Source organism: Streptomyces sp. CB02414 (assembly GCF_001905385.1).
Classification (GTDB): Bacteria; Actinomycetota; Actinomycetes; order Streptomycetales; family Streptomycetaceae; genus Streptomyces.
In genome coordinates this window covers 335,349-349,814 of sequence record NZ_LIPF01000005.1, presented here as the reverse complement: position 1 = coordinate 349,814, position 14,466 = coordinate 335,349, and the positions used below count along the sequence as shown (strand labels likewise).

The following is a 14,466-nucleotide window of genomic DNA, read 5'->3' as shown; positions in this document are numbered from 1 at the left end:
ACGTGCCCTTTATGTCCGACCGTTGCACCATCCTCACGCGCCACCGGCCCATCACGGGCGCCTGCCCGGGCACCCGGAACGGAATCGTCCACAGCGGAGGGGGGACCTGCGGCGTGGTCACCGTTGCCGTCCTGCTGCTGCCCGGTCTGGGGCTGCTGTTGTTCGCCATGACGTGCCTGGAGGACCGGCTCTTCGGCGATCCGGAGCCGCCCCGGCACGCCCGGCGCCGCCACCTGCGGCTCCTCCCGGGCGGCAGGGACGAGGCCTCTTCGGCCCGGCGCCCGGAAGAGGCCGGGGAGGGCCGCCCACCGGGCCGGCACGCCGCCTGACGTCCGCGTGCGTCGTAGGGTGGGGACGTGTCCGAGGTGGACGCAGCGCGTGACAGCGGCGCGCGACTCGGGCGAGGAGAGTGAATGGACACCGGGGAACTGCCCGACGAGGACGCCGGGTTCGTGGCCTTCTGGCAGGAGCGCCGGGTGTGCTTCCTGTCGACGCGGCGCGCCGACGGCACCCCGCACCTGGTCCCGGTCGGGGTGACCTACGACCACGCCACCCGCACCGCACGGATCATCACGAGCCGGGGCACCGCGAAGGTGCGCAACGTCGAGCGGGCGGAGTCCCCCGTCGTGGCCGTGAGCCAGGTGGACGGCAGGCGCTGGTCCACCCTCGAGGGCGTGGCGACCGTGCGGTACGACGCCGAGGCGGTCCGCGACGCCGAGACCCGGTACGCGGACCGCTACCGCCCGCCCCGGGCGAACCCGGAGCGGGTCGTCGTCGAGATCGCCGTACGGCGCTACCTCGGCACCGTGCGCCCCCTCGCGCGGGCCGCGGAGGCCTGACCCGACGCGGAGTCCGTCACTCGGTCCGGGCCGGTGTGCGGCGGCCGAGGCGGCTGGGCCACCACGCGACGGCGCCGAGGTCACGGGCGAGCGCCGGGACCAGCAGCGAGCGCACCACGAGCGTGTCCAGGAGCACGCCGAAGGCCACGATGAAGGCGATCTGCACCAGGAACGCCAGCGGGATCACCCCGAGGGCCGCGAAGGTGGCGGCGAGCACGACACCGGCCGAGGTGATGACGCCCCCGGTGGCGGTCAGCCCGCGCAGGATGCCCTCCCGCACGCCGTGCTCCAGCGACTCCTGCCGGACCCGGGACATGAGGAAGATGTTGTAGTCCACTCCCAGGGCGACCAGGAACACGAACCCGTACAGCGGGACGGAGGCGTCCGTGCCGCTGAAGCCGAACACGTGGGTGAAGACGAGCGCGGAGACGCCCAGGGTGGCCACGAAGTTGAGGGCCACCGTCGCCACCAGCAGCAGCGGCATCAGCAGGGACCGCAGCAGGACGATCAGGATGACCAGGATGATGGCGAGGACGACGGGCACGATCAGCGTGCGGTCGTGCTCGGCGGTGCGCTGGGTGTCGTACTGCTGGGCGGTGTAGCCGCCGACCAGCGCGTCCGCGCCGGGCACGTCGTGGACGGCCGTCCTGAGCCGGGCCACCGTGTCCTTGGCCGCGTCGCTGTCGGCCGGCGCCTGCAGCGTCGCGTCGATCCGCACCCGCCCGTCGACCACCTCCGGCTCGCCGCCCGAGGGACGGCCGGAGGTGGTCACCGCGTCGGCGGACGCCACGCCCTCGGTGTCGCGGGCCGCGTCGAGGACGGGGTCGAGCCGGTCGGCGTCCGCGATGATCACCGCCGGGTTGCCGGAGCCGCCCGGGAAGTGCCGGGCCAGGGTCTGCTGGGCGGCGACCGAGGGGGCGTCGTTGACGAAGATCTCGTCCAGCGGCACGCCCTTGGCGGTCAGGGTCGGCGCGAAGGCGGCGCAGGCGACCAGCGCGGCCAGGGAGATCGCCCAGATGCGGCGCGGGGTGCGGTCGACCCGTTCGGCGACGCGGTGCCACAGGCGGTGGCCGGCCTCCGGGTCGCCGGCCCGCACGGGCTTGGCCGGCCAGTAGGCGGCCCGGCCGAGCAGGACCAGGACGGCGGGCAGGAAGGTGAGCGTGCTCAGGACCGCGCAGACGATGCCGATGGCGCCGACCGGTCCGAGCGCGCGGTTGTTGGTCAGGTCGCTGAGCAGCAGGGCCAGCAGCCCGAGGGCGACGGTGGCCGCGCTGGCCACGACGGCTCCCCAGGAGGCGCGCAGTGCGGCGAGGGCGGCGGCGAAGCGGTCCGGGTGGCGGGGCAGTTCCTCGCGGAAGCGGGCGGTGAGCAGGAGGGCGTAGTCGGTCGCGGCGCCGATGACCAGGATGGAGAGGATGCCCTGGACCTGCCCGTCGACACGGACGACGTCGCGGTCGGCGAGGGCGTAGACGACGGCGCAGGCCAGGCCCAGCGCGAACACGGCACTGATGATGATCACCAGGGGCAGCAGGACGCTGCGGTAGACGAGCAGCAGAATCACCAGCACCGTGACCAGGGCGACGCCGAGCAGCAGTCCGTCGATGCCCGAGAACGCGTCGGAGAGGTCGGCCTGGGAGGCGGCCGGTCCGGCGAGCTGTGCCCGGGTGCCGGACACCTGACCGGCGGCCTCGTCGATGCGCTCCAGGACGTCGGGCAGGCGGTCGCCGAGGCCGGGTTCGACCTGGACGACGGCCTGCAGGGCCTCGCCGTCGCGCGAGGGCACGGCCGGGGAGGCGGGGCCGACGACGCCGGGCTCGCCCTCCAGGCCCGCGACCGCGCGCGTGGCCTCGTCCCGGTGCCCCGCGGCGGAGCCCCCGTCGTCCGCCGTCCACACGACGATCACCGGGAGGGTCTCGTCCTGCTGGAAGGCCTTCTGCGCATCGATGACCTGCGTCGACTCGGCGCTGCGGGGCAGGAAGGCGGCCTGGTCGTTGGTGGCGACCTCGCCGAGCTTCCCGGCGTACGGGCCGAGCGTGCCGCCGATGCCGAGCCAGACCAGGAGCAGGACGAGGGGGACGAGCCAGCGGGCCCGTCGGGAGGGGTTGGCCATCGGGTTCAGGTCTCCTGGTATCAGGTCTCGGTCACAGTAGCTCGATCATAAACAATCTCAATGATTGAACTAATTGAGGGTCGCAGTCCGTGTCGTGACATGCCTACTACTGCCCGGGCCCGTCCGGCGGATGCGCCACGCGCCGGGAAATCAGCGGTCCTCCGACCGCACCAGACCCAGTTCCTCGTTCAGCGCCGCCAGGAAGCGGAGCACGACCGCCAGTTCGGCGTCGTCGAAGCGCGCGCGGGTGGCGGCCGCCGCGTCGGCCAGCGGACGGAAGTAGGTGCGGGCCGCGGCGCGTGCGTCGGGCACGTAGTGCAGGTGGACGACCCTGCGGTCGGCGCTCTCCCGTACCCGGCGGACGTGCCCCGCGCGCTCCAGGCGGTCCACGCACGCCGTCACCGCGCCGGAGGTGAGGCCCAGGTGCTCGCGCAGCCGCCCCGGCGTCATGGGCTCGCGCGCGTCGAGGATCGCCGCGAGCGCCTGGACGTCGGTGGCGTGCAGACCGTGAGTGCCGGCGAAGCTCTGCACGAGGCGGTTGATCTCGCCGTTCATCCGCCGCAACTGCACGGCCAGGGCCTGGAGGTCGCCGGCCTCGGGCCCGGTGCCGGTCCCCCGCTCGCTCGCGTGCTGTCCGCGCTGGTTCGCTGTCGCCACGCGATCAGCGTATAGAAGGGCCGAGAGGTCACCGTGCGGACCGCCCGGGAGGTGTTCCGGTCAGGCCAGCGGGTCGTGGCCCCAGTTCATGAGCGAGTACCGCCAGCGGGTGTCCTCGACGTCGCCCGAGGGGCGCTGGGCGAGGTGGCGGCGGATGTAGCCGACGACCTTGCGCATGTGCTGGTGGTCGTCGTCCGAGAGGTCGCCCTTCTTGGTCCGCAGGATGTCCACGATGCGGCGTCCGGAGGCGTGCCCGGTGGACTCTCCGCCGTCCTTGTGCTGACCGGCCTCCCGCGACCGGTCGGAGGCCAGCCACTTCTCCAGGTCGGCCGGTGTCATGTTCACCAGCTCGCGGAACTCGTCCCAGGTCTTCTTCCGCTCATCGGCGTCCACGGCGCCTCACTTCTTCTTCTTGAGCGCCGACGGCTTGTGCACCGCCGGCTTGCCCGACTTGTCGCTGCGGACCTGGTACTGCGGGTCGTCGGAGGAGGCGTCGACGGTGCGGCCCGCGGCCTCGGTCCGCTCGGTGATCTTCTTCTCCACCTTGCCCTCGGTCTCCGTGCCGTGGGTGCTCCAGGCGACCTTGTCGCCCTTCTCGAGGCCGTCGCCGTCGTCGCGGTTCTTCGCCATCTCGGTGCTCCTTCGCTCGCGGTGCCGGGTGCTCGCCGTGCGCGCTTCTTCCGGCTCCTCCACAGCGTGGGCCCCGTGCGCGGGTCGCACCACTCGGACGGGGCGGGCGCCACGGGGGCGGCGGAACCGTTGTTCACGGCCGAACTATCCTGGCCCCGGTGCCGCCGTCCACCGCCTCGCCCGTCATCGCCGCCGTTCCAGGAGCAGCCCGTTGAACACCAGCACAGCCACCCCGGACAGCTATTACGAGCGCATCGACGAGCACCGCTACAAGCCCACCCCGCACGCCGGCGGCGCGTGGAGCGCGGACGAGCAGCACTTCAGCCCGCTCGGGGGTCTGATCGTCCACGCCGTCGACCGCCATCTGGCCGGACGTGCCGGTGCGGCCATGTCGCTGAGCCGGATCAGCTTCGACATCCTCGGCCGGCCGGCGCTGGACGAGTGCGAGATACGGGTGGAGACCGTCCGGCCCGGCCGCACCATCGAGCTGGTCGAGGCCACCGTGTTCATCGCGGGCCGCTCGGTGACGCGGGCCAGGGCCTGGCTGCTCGCCGACGTGGACACGGAAGCGGTCGCCGCGGGTGCCGCGGACCCGCTCACCCCGCCGCACGACCTCGCGCCCTGGCCCATGGCCGCCCAGTGGCCCGGCGGCTACATCGCCTCCCTGGACGTACGCCCGCTCGCCCCGCCCCGCCTGGGCCGCACCACCGCCTGGGTCTCCACCGGCACCGACCTGGTCGCCGGCGAGACGGCGAGCCCGCTGGCGTCCTACGTGGCACTGGTCGACACGGCCAACGGGATAGCGGTGCGGCAGTCGCCCGCGGAGTGGATGTTCCCGAACGTCGACCTGACCCTGCACCTGCACCGCGCGCCGCGCGGTCGCTGGACGGGCCTCGACACCACCGTGGTCTTCGGCCCCACCGGCCAGGGCGTCACCAGCACGGTGCTGCACGATCTGGACGGCCCCGTGGGCCACGCCCAGCAGATGCTCACCGTCCGGCCGCAGCCGTGAGCTCCGTCACGAAGGCGTGAGGAGCAGCCGGCCGCGCACCTCGCCGGCCTCCAGCCGGCGGTGGGCCTCCGCCGTCATCGACAGCGGCAGCCGGTCGGCGACGCGGGGGCGCCAGGGGGTGTCCCGCAGGAGGCGGAGCACGCCGTCCGCCGCGTCGGCGAGGTCGGAGGTCGTTGCGTTGCTGATGGCGAAGCCCACGATGCTCGCGTCCCTGGTGTAGAGCCGCCCCACCGGCAGTTCGGTGGCCCCGCCGCCCAGTCCGACCATCGCGACCAGGCGCCCGCCGTGTGCCAGCGCCTCCACGGAGTCGGCGAGCACGGCGTGCCCGGAGGTGTCCAGGTGCACGTCGTAGCCGTCGGGGGCGGCCCGGCGCACCTGCTCGCCGAGGTCGGGGGCGCGGTGGTCGAGGACTTCGGCGGCGCCCAGGACCCGTACCGCCTCGGCGTCCTCGGCCCGCGCGGTGGCGACCACGCGGGCCCCGGCCCGCGCCGCCAGTGCCACGGCGGCACCACCGACGTTCCCGGCGCCGCCGCCCACGTACACGGTCTCCCCCGCCCCGAGCCGGGCGTGCCGGAACAGCGCCAGCCAGGCCGACGCCACCGGGTGCGCCGCCGCCACGAGATCCTCGTCGGCGATGTCCGGCGGGGCGGCGTAGAGCCGTTCGGCGGCGACCGTCGCGTACTGGGCGCAGGAGCCCTGCCGGCCCCCGTGCCCGAGGCTGTTGCACCAGACGCGCTGCCCGGGGGTGAAGCCGGCGGCGCCGGGGCCCGCCAGGGCGACCTCGCCCACCAGGTCCCGGCCCACGACGAAGGGGAAGGGCAGCGGCGTAGCGTACGCGCCGGAGCGTACGAAGGTGTCTACAGGGTTGACGGCGACGGCCCCGACCCGCACGAGCACGTCCGTGGGACCGACCGCCGGCACGGGCAGCTCCCCGTGACGGATGTGGCCTGCCGGGCCGACGGAGTCGATGTACGCCGCGCGCATGACGTCGGGGACTTGGCCGGTCATGGCCTCATGCTACGAACGGGCCGACGGCGTCGCAGCCTGCCGGCCGACGGGTGTGGCCGCCGCGCGCAGCCTGCGGCCGCGCCGGGTGAGGCCCCAGGGCTTGAGGAGCGAGATCACCGTCATGAAGACGTAGGCGGACAGCGAAACGACCGGCCCGAACAGCACGTCGCCCGCGTCGGGGAGCGTCCCGCCCGAGGCGACCTCGGTCACGGCCGCGTTCACCCCGGGGCGCAGCGCGAAGACGGTGGCGGTCGTCGTGGCCAGCGTGAGCCAGAACTTCGTGAACACCCACCGGTGCCGGGCCAGCCCCCAGGGAGTCCCCAGGGCCAGCACCACACCGCTGACGAGGGTGAGGAACGCGAGCGGCAGCAGGAGCCAGTCGGCGAAGAGCTTCATGGCGCGGACACCGGCCTCCACGGCCGCCGGGGACGCGGTGGTGGCGGCGGTGAGTCCGAGCGCCAGCAGTCCGAGCGAGAGCCCGAGCCAGCCGGCGGAGGCGACGACGTGGACGACGAGAGAGACCCGGCGTGCGGGACGGCTGAGTTTCACACCGCCCACGGTGCCGGGCGACGGCCGCCCGGGCGTCCCGCGACGGGAGTAACCGCGTATACCGACGCGGGCGCAGGACACGGCGAGGCACGTACGTCCGGCACCGTGCCCCGCCGTTCCGGCCGTACGAGGGGCTGCGGCGCATCAGCAAGGCCTCCGTACGGCCGGCCGGCGGCGCGGCCGTGGGCGAGCCGCCTGCTCAGGTCTCGCGGCGTGCCTTCATCACCGCCTTGTTCAGCACCCACAGTCCGATCCCGATCGCCAGCAGCACGCCGGCCCGCACGTAGACGTGCGTGGGGCGGTCGGACAGCGGGCTGGCCAGGATCAGGGAGGTGATCGCGCCCAGCACCGGCAGGACGGTCGGCGTACGGAAGTGCTCGTGCGCGACGCGGTCGCGGCGCAGCACCAGGACGGCGATGTTGACGACGGCGAAGACGCACAGGAGCAGGAAGGCCGTGGTGTCGCCGAGGCCCGCGATCTCCCCGGTGGAGACCAGGCCGATGGCGAGCAGGGAGACGAAGACGATGCCGACGACGGGGGTGCGGCGCCTGGGGAGGACTCGGCCCAGGGCACGGGGCAGGATGCGTTCGTTCGCCATGCCGTAGCAGAGCCGGGAGGCCATCATGATGTTGATCAGCGCCGAGTTGGTGACCGCGAACAGGGCGATCAGCGCGAAGAGCTTCGGCGGGAAGTCCAGGCCGCCGGCCTTGACGACCTCCAGCAGCGGGCCGCTGGAGTCCTCCAGGACGCGGTAGTCGACGAGGAGCGAGGACACCAGGGCGACCAGGACGTAGATGGTCCCGGTGACGGCGACGCCGGTGAAGATGGCCCGCGGGAAGGTGCGCGCGGGGTCCTTGGTCTCCTCGGCCATGTTGACGGAGTCCTCGAAGCCGACGAAGGCGAAGAAGCCCAGGGCCGTGGCCCCCAGCACGCTGGTGAGCAGTGCGTAGCCGGTGCCGCCCGCCTGGAACTCGCCGAGCCGGCTCGGCTCGCCCTCCCCGCTGAGGACCGCCCAGGCACCGACGGCGAGGATGACGAACAGGCCGGTCAGCTCGACCAGAGTGAGGACCACGTTGGTCTTCACCGACTCGGACACGCCCCGCAGGTTCAGGGCCGCCAGGGCGAGGATGAACAGGATCGCGACGAGGGTGGGCGGGAAGAAGTCCGTGAACTCGCCGAGGTAGTCGCCGCTGAAGGCGCGGGCCGCCGCGCTCGCCGAGGAGAGGCCGGAGCACATGACCATGAAGGCGACGATGAAGGTGAGGAAGGGAACCTGGAACGCCTTCTGGGTGTACAGCGCGGCCCCGGCCGCTTTCGGGTACTTGCCGACGAGCTCGACGTACGAGGCCGCCGTCAGGATCGCCACGACGAAACCGATGACGAAGGGCAGCCACAGCGCCCCGCCGACCTTGCCCGCGACCTGGCCGGTGGTGGCGTAGATGCCGGTACCGAGGATGTCGCCGACCACGAAGAGGATCAGCAGCTTGGGACCGAGGGCCCGGTGCAACGGAGTGCCGTCGGCGCCCTCCGGCACGGCAGTGGCACCCTTTCCGCCTGTGGCCACGGACGCTCCCTCCTGAGGTGTTCGGCGCTGAACAACCTCTCCCCTGCCCGGTGATCCACCGGGACATGCCCTCGCATACTGCAATCGGAAGCAGACCGCCCGGCGAGCCCGCCCCGCGCGTGGTGGAATGTTCAACCACTGGTTTCGGTTGCAGCAGTCCGAAGGAGGTCACGAGTGGACACGACGTACTACGACCACGGAACGCCGGCGGAGCGCTGGGAGCGCGCGGGCATGTTCTTCGACGCCAAGGACTACGCCGCCGCGGCGCGGGTCCTCGGCGGGCTGGTCGAGGAGGTGCCCGAGCAGAGCGGACCGCGGCTGCTGCTGGCCCGCGCCTACTACCACTCGGCCCAACTGCGGCGCGCGGAGGCCGAGCTGAGGATCCTCGTCGAGCGGGACCCCGTCGAGCAGTACGCCCGGCTGATGCTGGGACGCACGCTCGAACGGCAGGGGCGGCAGGAGGAGGCCGACACGCACCTGCGGATCGCCGCCGCCCTGTCCGGCGACTTCGCGGGACTCTGAGCGACCGCGCCGCGGTGAACGGGGAGGGGAAGCGGTGAGTACGGTGCCGTACTCACCGCTTCGCCCGTCCGCTCAGCCCTTCACCGCCGCGCTCCCCTCGCCGGTCCGGCGCCTCCGCCGGTGGGCGACCTCGCCCAGCACCACGTCGACCGCGACGAACACGGCCAGCGGGATGCCGAGCAGCGGCACGAACCAGCCGAGGACGGCCACCGCCGCCAGCAGCGGGACGAGCAGCGCCGGCGGGACGTGCTGCCACGCACCGCGCGGGATCGGGCGGCCGAAGGCGGAGCCCCGGCCACGCTGCCACCACATGCGGTAGCCCCACACGATGAGCAGGACCAGACAGGCGGCCAGCAGCATCAGGGCGATCTGGTTGGGCAGCCCGAACAGGCTGCCGGTGTGCAGGTCGATGCCCCAGCGGCTGAGCTTGGCGAGCACCGGGTAGTCGGCGAAGCGCAGTACGTCGGTCACCTCGCCGGTCGCCGGGTCCACGGCGACCGAGTCCTGCTTCTCGGGCCAGCTGCGCTGCACCTGCTTGACGACGTAGGCGGAGGACGCGTCGGCGGGCGGGACGATCTCCACGGGGTCGCCCAGACCCTCGGCGCGCGCGGCGGCCAGGACCTTGTCCAGACCGACCCCGTGCGCGGCGTCCCCGCCGGCGCCCGCCGCCGCGCCGTGGCCCGCGTGCTCGCCGCCCCCGGCGGCCGAGGCCGGCACGGACGGGGTGGTCTGGCCGAGCGAGACGCGCAGCTCCTCGATGTTGGCGCCGGCGTACGTCGACCAGGTCAGGCCGGTCGCCGAGAGGAAGACGAAGCCGGCCGCGACCCAGGCGCCGACGGTGCCGTGCAGGCCCAGGGTGCGACGCCGGCCGCTGGTGCCGCGCAGCTTGCGCCGGGCCCGGCGGCGGGAGAACCACAGCACCAGGCCGCCGCCCGCGATCACCCACAGCCAGCTGGCGGCGAACTCGCTGTACAGGCGGCCGGGTTCGCCCAGGTGCAGGTCCCGGTGGAACTCGTCGATCCAGGTGCGCAGGGGTAGCGCGCCGGTCGAGCCGTACTGCTCCAGCGCGCCGCGCACCTCGGCGGTGTAGGGGTCGACGAAGACCGCGAGGGTGTGGTCCGGGTCCACGCCCGGGGCGCCGGACAGCAGCACCCTGGTGGTGGCGTCGTCCTCCGGCGAGGGGCGTACGGCCGACACCGTGCCCTCGGGGTGGGACTGGCGGGCGGCGGCGACCTGCTCGGAGACGGGCAGTTTGCGGTCGCCGACGTCCGGGACGGTCAGCTCGTGCGCGTAGACCAGCTTCTCGGCCTGGAACGAGGCGGCGTAGAGGAAACCGGTGGCCGCCGCGACCAGCAGGAAGGGGGCCACGAACAGGCCCGCGTAGAAATGCAGGCGCAGCACGAGCGGACGCAGCGTGGACCATCCGCCGGGTCTCGGCGGCGGGGTCGCCGGTCCTGGGGCCTCGTCCGTGGGGGTCGGGGAGGTGGTCGTCATCGATGGCGCTCCGGGGCGTCGTGGGGACGGGGTGGTCCCAGTGGTCGGGTCCGGTGCGCGTGAGGTTCCCCCGCCACGAAGTGGCGTGCGTCACAGTGGCGGTGACGGTGGGTGGTGAGCGCCGTGGCATCCTGGCGCGATGGGAACTCCGAGTGGCCGCACGCCTCTTGCCGAGCGTGTGGAGGAACTGCTCTGTGCCGACGGGCCGTTGCCGATCGTCGAGGCCGGTGACCCGGTGCTGCGGCGCACGGCCGAGCCGTTCGACGGGCAGTTGGCGCCGCCGCTGCTGGCACGGTTCGTCGAGGCGCTGCGGCTGACCATGCACGCGGCGCCGGGGGTCGGGCTGGCGGCGCCGCAGGTGGGGGTGGGGCTCAGGATCGCGGTGATCGAGGACCCGGCGACAGTGCCCCAGGAAGTGCGGGTGGCCCGGGGGCGGGTGCCGCAGCCGTTCCGGGTGCTGGTCAATCCGTCGTACGAGCCCGTCGGGGACGTCCGGGCCGCGTTCTACGAGGGCTGTCTGAGCGTGCCGGGCTGGCAGGCGGTGGTGGCGCGGCACGCTCGGGTGCGGCTGCGGGCGCGGGACGAGCGGGGGCGGGAGGTGGACGAGGTGTTCTCGGGGTGGCCGGCGCGGATCGTGCAGCACGAGACGGATCATCTCGACGGGGTGCTGTATCTGGACCGGGCGGAGACGAGGTCGTTGGCTTCGTCGCGGGCGATGGCTCGGTGGTGGGGGCAGGTTACGCCGGAGCGGGCGGCGGGGGAGCTGGGGTTCGGGCTGCCGGGTATTTGAGAGGCGGCTGCGGGGGGCGTGACGCCGCCCGGCGGTGCGGGGTGCCGCTGGGGTAGGGGGTGGGTGCGCAGCCCGGCGGTGCGGGGTGCCTCCCCCACTCTCGGCTTCGCTCGAGCGGGGGGACCCCCACCGCCCACCCGTGTCGCCCCAGCGGCACGGCTGCCCGCAGCTACGCGGGGGGACTGGGCGGTCAGTTGTCGCGGTAGGTCTCCAGCAGGCGTAGCCAGGCCTCGCTGATCGTCGGGTAGGACGGGACCGCGTGCCACAGGCGGCTGATCGGTACCTGGCCCGCGACGGCGACGGTCGCGGAGTGGATCAGTTCGCCGACTCCGGGGCCCACGAAGGTGACGCCTCGGACGATCTCGTCCTCCAGGTCGACGACCATCCGGGCGCGCCCCTTGTAGCCGTCGCCGTAGAGGCTCGCGCCGGCCACCGTCGCGAGGTCGACGTCGACGGCGCGGACCCGGTGCCCGGCCCGCTCGGCCTCGGCGAGGGTGAGACCGACGGACGCCGCTTCGGGGTCGGTGAACACCACTTGGGGCACGGCGTCGTGGTCGGCGGTGGCGGCGTGCGCTCCCCACGGGTCCGACTCCAGGTCCGGTTCGCCCGAGGCGCGGGCGGCGATGGCGGCGCCCGCGATACGGGCCTGGTACTTGCCCTGGTGGGTGAGGAGCGCGCGGTGGTTGACGTCGCCGACGGCGTAGAGCCAGTCGTGGCCCTCCACCCGGAGGCTGTCGTCGACGGTGAGCCAGGTGCCGGGTTCCAGGCCGACGGTCTCCAGGCCGATGTCGGAGGTGCGGGGCGCGCGGCCGGTGGCGAAGAGGATCTCGTTGGCCTCGACGCGGTCGCCGGTGTCCGTGACGGCGACGACGGTGCCGTTCTCTCGGACCACGGACTCCACGGACGTACCTGTGCGGATGTCGACGCCGGCCTCGGTGAGCGCGTCGGCGACCAGTTCACCGGCGAACGGCTCCATGCGGGCGAGCAGCCCGTCGTCGCCGCGCACCAGCAGCGTCACCCTGGAGCCGAGGGCCTGCCAGGCCGCGGCCATCTCGACGGCGACGACTCCGCCGCCGACCACGATGAGCCGTCCCGGCGCGCTTTCGGCGCTGGTGGCCTCGCGGCTGGTCCAGGGGCGCACCTCGGCGAGGCCCGGCAGGTCGGGGAGGGAGGCGCCGCTGCCGGTGCAGACGGCGACGGCGTGCCGGGCGGTCAGTGTGCGGCGGGTGCCGTCGGGCGCGGCCACCTCGACCGTGCGCGGTCCGGCGAGCCGCCCCTGCCCGCGGTACAGGTCGGCACCGATGCCCTCGACCCACTGGACCTGGCCGTCGTCCTTCCAGTGGGAGGTGAACTCGTCGCGGCGGGCGAGGACGGCCGTGGCGTCCAGGGGCTCGCGGGCCGGCCCGCTCAGGCCGGGCAGGCGGCGGGCGTCCGCGCGGGCGATGACGGGGCGCAGCAGGGCCTTGCTGGGCATGCACGCCCAGTAGGAGCATTCGCCGCCGACCAGTTCGCTCTCCACGATCGCGGTGGTCAGTCCGGCCGCGCGGGTGCGGTCGGCGACGTTCTCCCCCACGGGGCCCGCGCCGATCACGACGACGTCGTACGCGATGGAATCCGATTGCGTCATGGGGTCAGTCTGGTGGGTGGTGTGCGACGTGGCCACATGGGTACGTGCGCGGAATACCCACCAGGTCGGCAGTGTTGTGCCGACGGTTTACGCACCCGAACCCAGGAAGAGGGTCACACCATGAGCAGCACCATTGAGCTCACCAAGGACAATTTCGACCAGACGGTCACGGACAACGAGTTCGTCCTGATCGATTTCTGGGCGGAGTGGTGCGGTCCGTGCAAGCAGTTCGCGCCTGTTTACGAGAAGGCCGCCGAGGCCAACCCCGACCTCGTGTTCGGCAAGGTGGACACCGAGGCGCAGCCGGAGCTGGCGCAGGCCTTCGGCATCCAGTCGATTCCGACGCTGATGATCGTCCGCGACCAGGTGGCCGTGTTCGCGCAGCCGGGCGCGCTGCCCGAGGCGGCGCTGACGGACGTCATCGGCCAGGCCCGGAACCTGGACATGGACGAGGTCCGCAAGGCGGTCGCCGAGCAGCAGGCGCAGGCCGGCGGGCAGGACGGTCAGCCCGGCCAGTAGGACCAGTAGGACACGGTCAGCTCGACTCCCGGTGGACCACCGCCGCGCCCAGCACCTCGTGGCGCTCGGGCGCGGCGCCGGGGTCGTGGACCGCGCGGTCGACCAGCGCGGCCAGGTCCCGGCCGGAGGGCAGCTCCAGGTGGACGGTGCTCAGCCGGGGCCGCAGCAGGCGCCCCAGCATCAGGTCGTCGGCGCCGATCACGGCGGTGTCGCCGGGGATGCGGACGCCCTCGTCCTGGAGGGCGCGCATCAGCAGCATCGCGTACTCGTCGTTGTAGGCGAAGACGGCGTCGACGCCGAGTGAGTCCCAGCGGGCGGCCAGCCGGGCGGCGGCCGCTTCGTCGTAGGCGAGGGGCAGTTCGGTGACGGTGGCGTCGGTGTCGCGCACGGCGCGGCGAGCGCCGGCCAGGCGGGGCGCGGAGAAGACTTCCAGGCCGTCCTCGGTGGGCACGACGACACCGATCCCGCGGTGTCCGCGCTCGCGGAGGTGGCGGACCGCGCTGTGCCCGACGATCTCGTGGTCCATGAGCAGGGCGTGCGCCCCCTCGACGGCGTCGGGGCCGAGGGTGACGACCGCGCGGGCGCCCGAGCGTTTGAGGATCTCCACACCTCGCGGTCCCAGGCCGGCACCGGGCACGAGGACGGCGACCGGGCGGAGCTCGGCCCAGGCGCGGGCCGCCTCGTCGCCGTACAGGCCGTCGCCGCCGTACTGCACGACGGTGTAGTCGAGGCGGCCGAGGGCTCCCTGGAGTTCACCGAAGAAGCGGCTGTAGAGCGGGCCGGCCGGGAAGGACGGCGCGGGCATCAGGACGGTCCGGCTGTGCCCGGCGCGCAGGGAGCGGGCGGCGGCGTGCGGCACGTATCCGAGTTCCCTGGCGGCCTCGCGGACGCGGCGGCGGGTGGGCTCGCTGATCCGGACGGCGCTGGTGTTGTTGAGGACGTACGAGACGGTCGCGCGCGAGACTCCGGCCAGGCGGGCCACATCGGCGCTCGTGGGGACGGAGCGCGGTGCGAGGGACTCGGGGGCGGGCGGTTTCGGTATCTGCACCATGACGTACGGCATCTTGGCAGAGGCCGCGCGGGGCGTGCCGGGCGGGGCGGCATCGTCCGGACCGGACGAACTCCCGTTCCGGGGCGGGCCGGTG

The 14,466-nt window shown here is 73.6% G+C and carries 16 protein-coding genes; 6 read left to right on the top strand and 10 right to left on the bottom strand.

Features of this window, described 5'->3' with window-relative positions; genetic code table 11:
* The first annotated feature begins 113 nt into the window (after positions 1-113).
* Both AMK11_RS38170 and AMK11_RS18640 read left to right on the top strand, forming a co-directional pair.
* Positions 114-329, top strand: coding sequence for a hypothetical protein (locus AMK11_RS38170; protein ID WP_073729042.1), 216 nt, complete (start codon positions 114-116; stop codon positions 327-329).
* Between the two features lie 84 nt (positions 330-413).
* Complete coding sequence (locus AMK11_RS18640) at positions 414-839, top strand: TIGR03618 family F420-dependent PPOX class oxidoreductase (protein WP_073728524.1); 426 nt, start codon at positions 414-416, stop codon at positions 837-839.
* A 16-nt stretch (positions 840-855) separates the two neighbouring features.
* Here AMK11_RS18640 and AMK11_RS18635 read toward each other — a convergent pair whose 3' ends face one another.
* From AMK11_RS18635 to AMK11_RS18620, 4 genes are all read right to left on the bottom strand, one after another.
* Positions 856-2,949 (bottom strand): MMPL family transporter, encoded by a 2,094-nt coding sequence (locus AMK11_RS18635; protein WP_073728523.1) that lies wholly within the window; start codon positions 2,947-2,949, stop codon positions 856-858.
* A 150-nt stretch (positions 2,950-3,099) separates the two neighbouring features.
* Positions 3,100-3,606 (bottom strand): MarR family winged helix-turn-helix transcriptional regulator, encoded by a 507-nt coding sequence (locus AMK11_RS18630; RefSeq protein ID WP_073728522.1) that lies wholly within the window; start codon positions 3,604-3,606, stop codon positions 3,100-3,102.
* Between the two features lie 60 nt (positions 3,607-3,666).
* The gene (locus tag AMK11_RS18625) at positions 3,667-3,999 is read right to left on the bottom strand and encodes a DUF3140 domain-containing protein (protein WP_073728521.1); all 333 of its coding nucleotides are present in this window, start codon (positions 3,997-3,999) and stop codon (positions 3,667-3,669) included.
* A gap of 6 nt (positions 4,000-4,005) precedes the next feature.
* Positions 4,006-4,236 carry a DUF2945 domain-containing protein gene (locus tag AMK11_RS18620; protein ID WP_073728520.1) on the bottom strand — a complete coding sequence of 77 codons (231 nt, stop codon included), beginning with the start codon at positions 4,234-4,236 and terminating at the stop codon, positions 4,006-4,008.
* A 211-nt stretch (positions 4,237-4,447) separates the two neighbouring features.
* Here AMK11_RS18620 and AMK11_RS18615 point away from each other — a divergent pair, with 211 nt between their 5' ends.
* Positions 4,448-5,248 carry a thioesterase family protein gene (locus tag AMK11_RS18615; protein WP_073728519.1) on the top strand — a complete coding sequence of 267 codons (801 nt, stop codon included), beginning with the start codon at positions 4,448-4,450 and terminating at the stop codon, positions 5,246-5,248.
* A gap of 6 nt (positions 5,249-5,254) precedes the next feature.
* Here the strand turns inward: AMK11_RS18615 and AMK11_RS18610 are convergent, their stop codons facing one another.
* The 3 genes from AMK11_RS18610 to AMK11_RS18600 all read right to left on the bottom strand — a co-directional run bounded on the left by AMK11_RS18610 (position 5,255) and on the right by AMK11_RS18600 (position 8,369).
* Positions 5,255-6,256 (bottom strand): NADPH:quinone reductase, encoded by a 1,002-nt coding sequence (locus AMK11_RS18610; protein WP_079187527.1) that lies wholly within the window; start codon positions 6,254-6,256, stop codon positions 5,255-5,257.
* A gap of 9 nt (positions 6,257-6,265) precedes the next feature.
* Entirely contained in the window at positions 6,266-6,805 is a 540-nt protein-coding gene (locus AMK11_RS18605; protein WP_079187526.1) for a DUF2269 domain-containing protein, read from the bottom strand.
* Between the two features lie 199 nt (positions 6,806-7,004).
* Complete coding sequence (locus AMK11_RS18600; RefSeq protein ID WP_073728517.1) at positions 7,005-8,369, bottom strand: APC family permease; 1,365 nt, start codon at positions 8,367-8,369, stop codon at positions 7,005-7,007.
* A 174-nt stretch (positions 8,370-8,543) separates the two neighbouring features.
* On the opposite strand from AMK11_RS18600, the gene AMK11_RS18595 reads away from it, so the two are divergent.
* Positions 8,544-8,891, top strand: coding sequence for a tetratricopeptide repeat protein (locus AMK11_RS18595; RefSeq protein WP_073728516.1), 348 nt, complete (start codon positions 8,544-8,546; stop codon positions 8,889-8,891).
* A gap of 72 nt (positions 8,892-8,963) precedes the next feature.
* Here the strand turns inward: AMK11_RS18595 and AMK11_RS18590 are convergent, their stop codons facing one another.
* The gene (locus tag AMK11_RS18590) at positions 8,964-10,385 is read right to left on the bottom strand and encodes a PepSY-associated TM helix domain-containing protein (protein ID WP_073728515.1); all 1,422 of its coding nucleotides are present in this window, start codon (positions 10,383-10,385) and stop codon (positions 8,964-8,966) included.
* A 139-nt stretch (positions 10,386-10,524) separates the two neighbouring features.
* Here AMK11_RS18590 and AMK11_RS18585 point away from each other — a divergent pair, with 139 nt between their 5' ends.
* Positions 10,525-11,175: a peptide deformylase gene (locus tag AMK11_RS18585; protein WP_073728514.1), complete on the top strand. Its 651-nt coding sequence runs from the start codon at positions 10,525-10,527 to the stop codon at positions 11,173-11,175.
* Positions 11,176-11,365: 190 nt separating this feature from the next.
* Here the strand turns inward: AMK11_RS18585 and AMK11_RS18580 are convergent, their stop codons facing one another.
* Positions 11,366-12,802, bottom strand: a complete 1,437-nt coding sequence (locus AMK11_RS18580; protein ID WP_073728513.1) for a dihydrolipoyl dehydrogenase family protein — start codon at positions 12,800-12,802, stop codon at positions 11,366-11,368.
* 120 nt (positions 12,803-12,922) lie between these two features.
* Here AMK11_RS18580 and trxA point away from each other — a divergent pair, with 120 nt between their 5' ends.
* Positions 12,923-13,321, top strand: a complete 399-nt coding sequence (gene trxA, locus AMK11_RS18575) for a thioredoxin (protein WP_073728512.1) — start codon at positions 12,923-12,925, stop codon at positions 13,319-13,321.
* 16 nt (positions 13,322-13,337) lie between these two features.
* On the opposite strand, the gene AMK11_RS18570 is transcribed toward trxA, so the two are convergent.
* Positions 13,338-14,372 (bottom strand): LacI family DNA-binding transcriptional regulator, encoded by a 1,035-nt coding sequence (locus AMK11_RS18570; RefSeq protein ID WP_073728511.1) that lies wholly within the window; start codon positions 14,370-14,372, stop codon positions 13,338-13,340.
* Between the last annotated feature and the right edge of the window lie 94 nt (positions 14,373-14,466).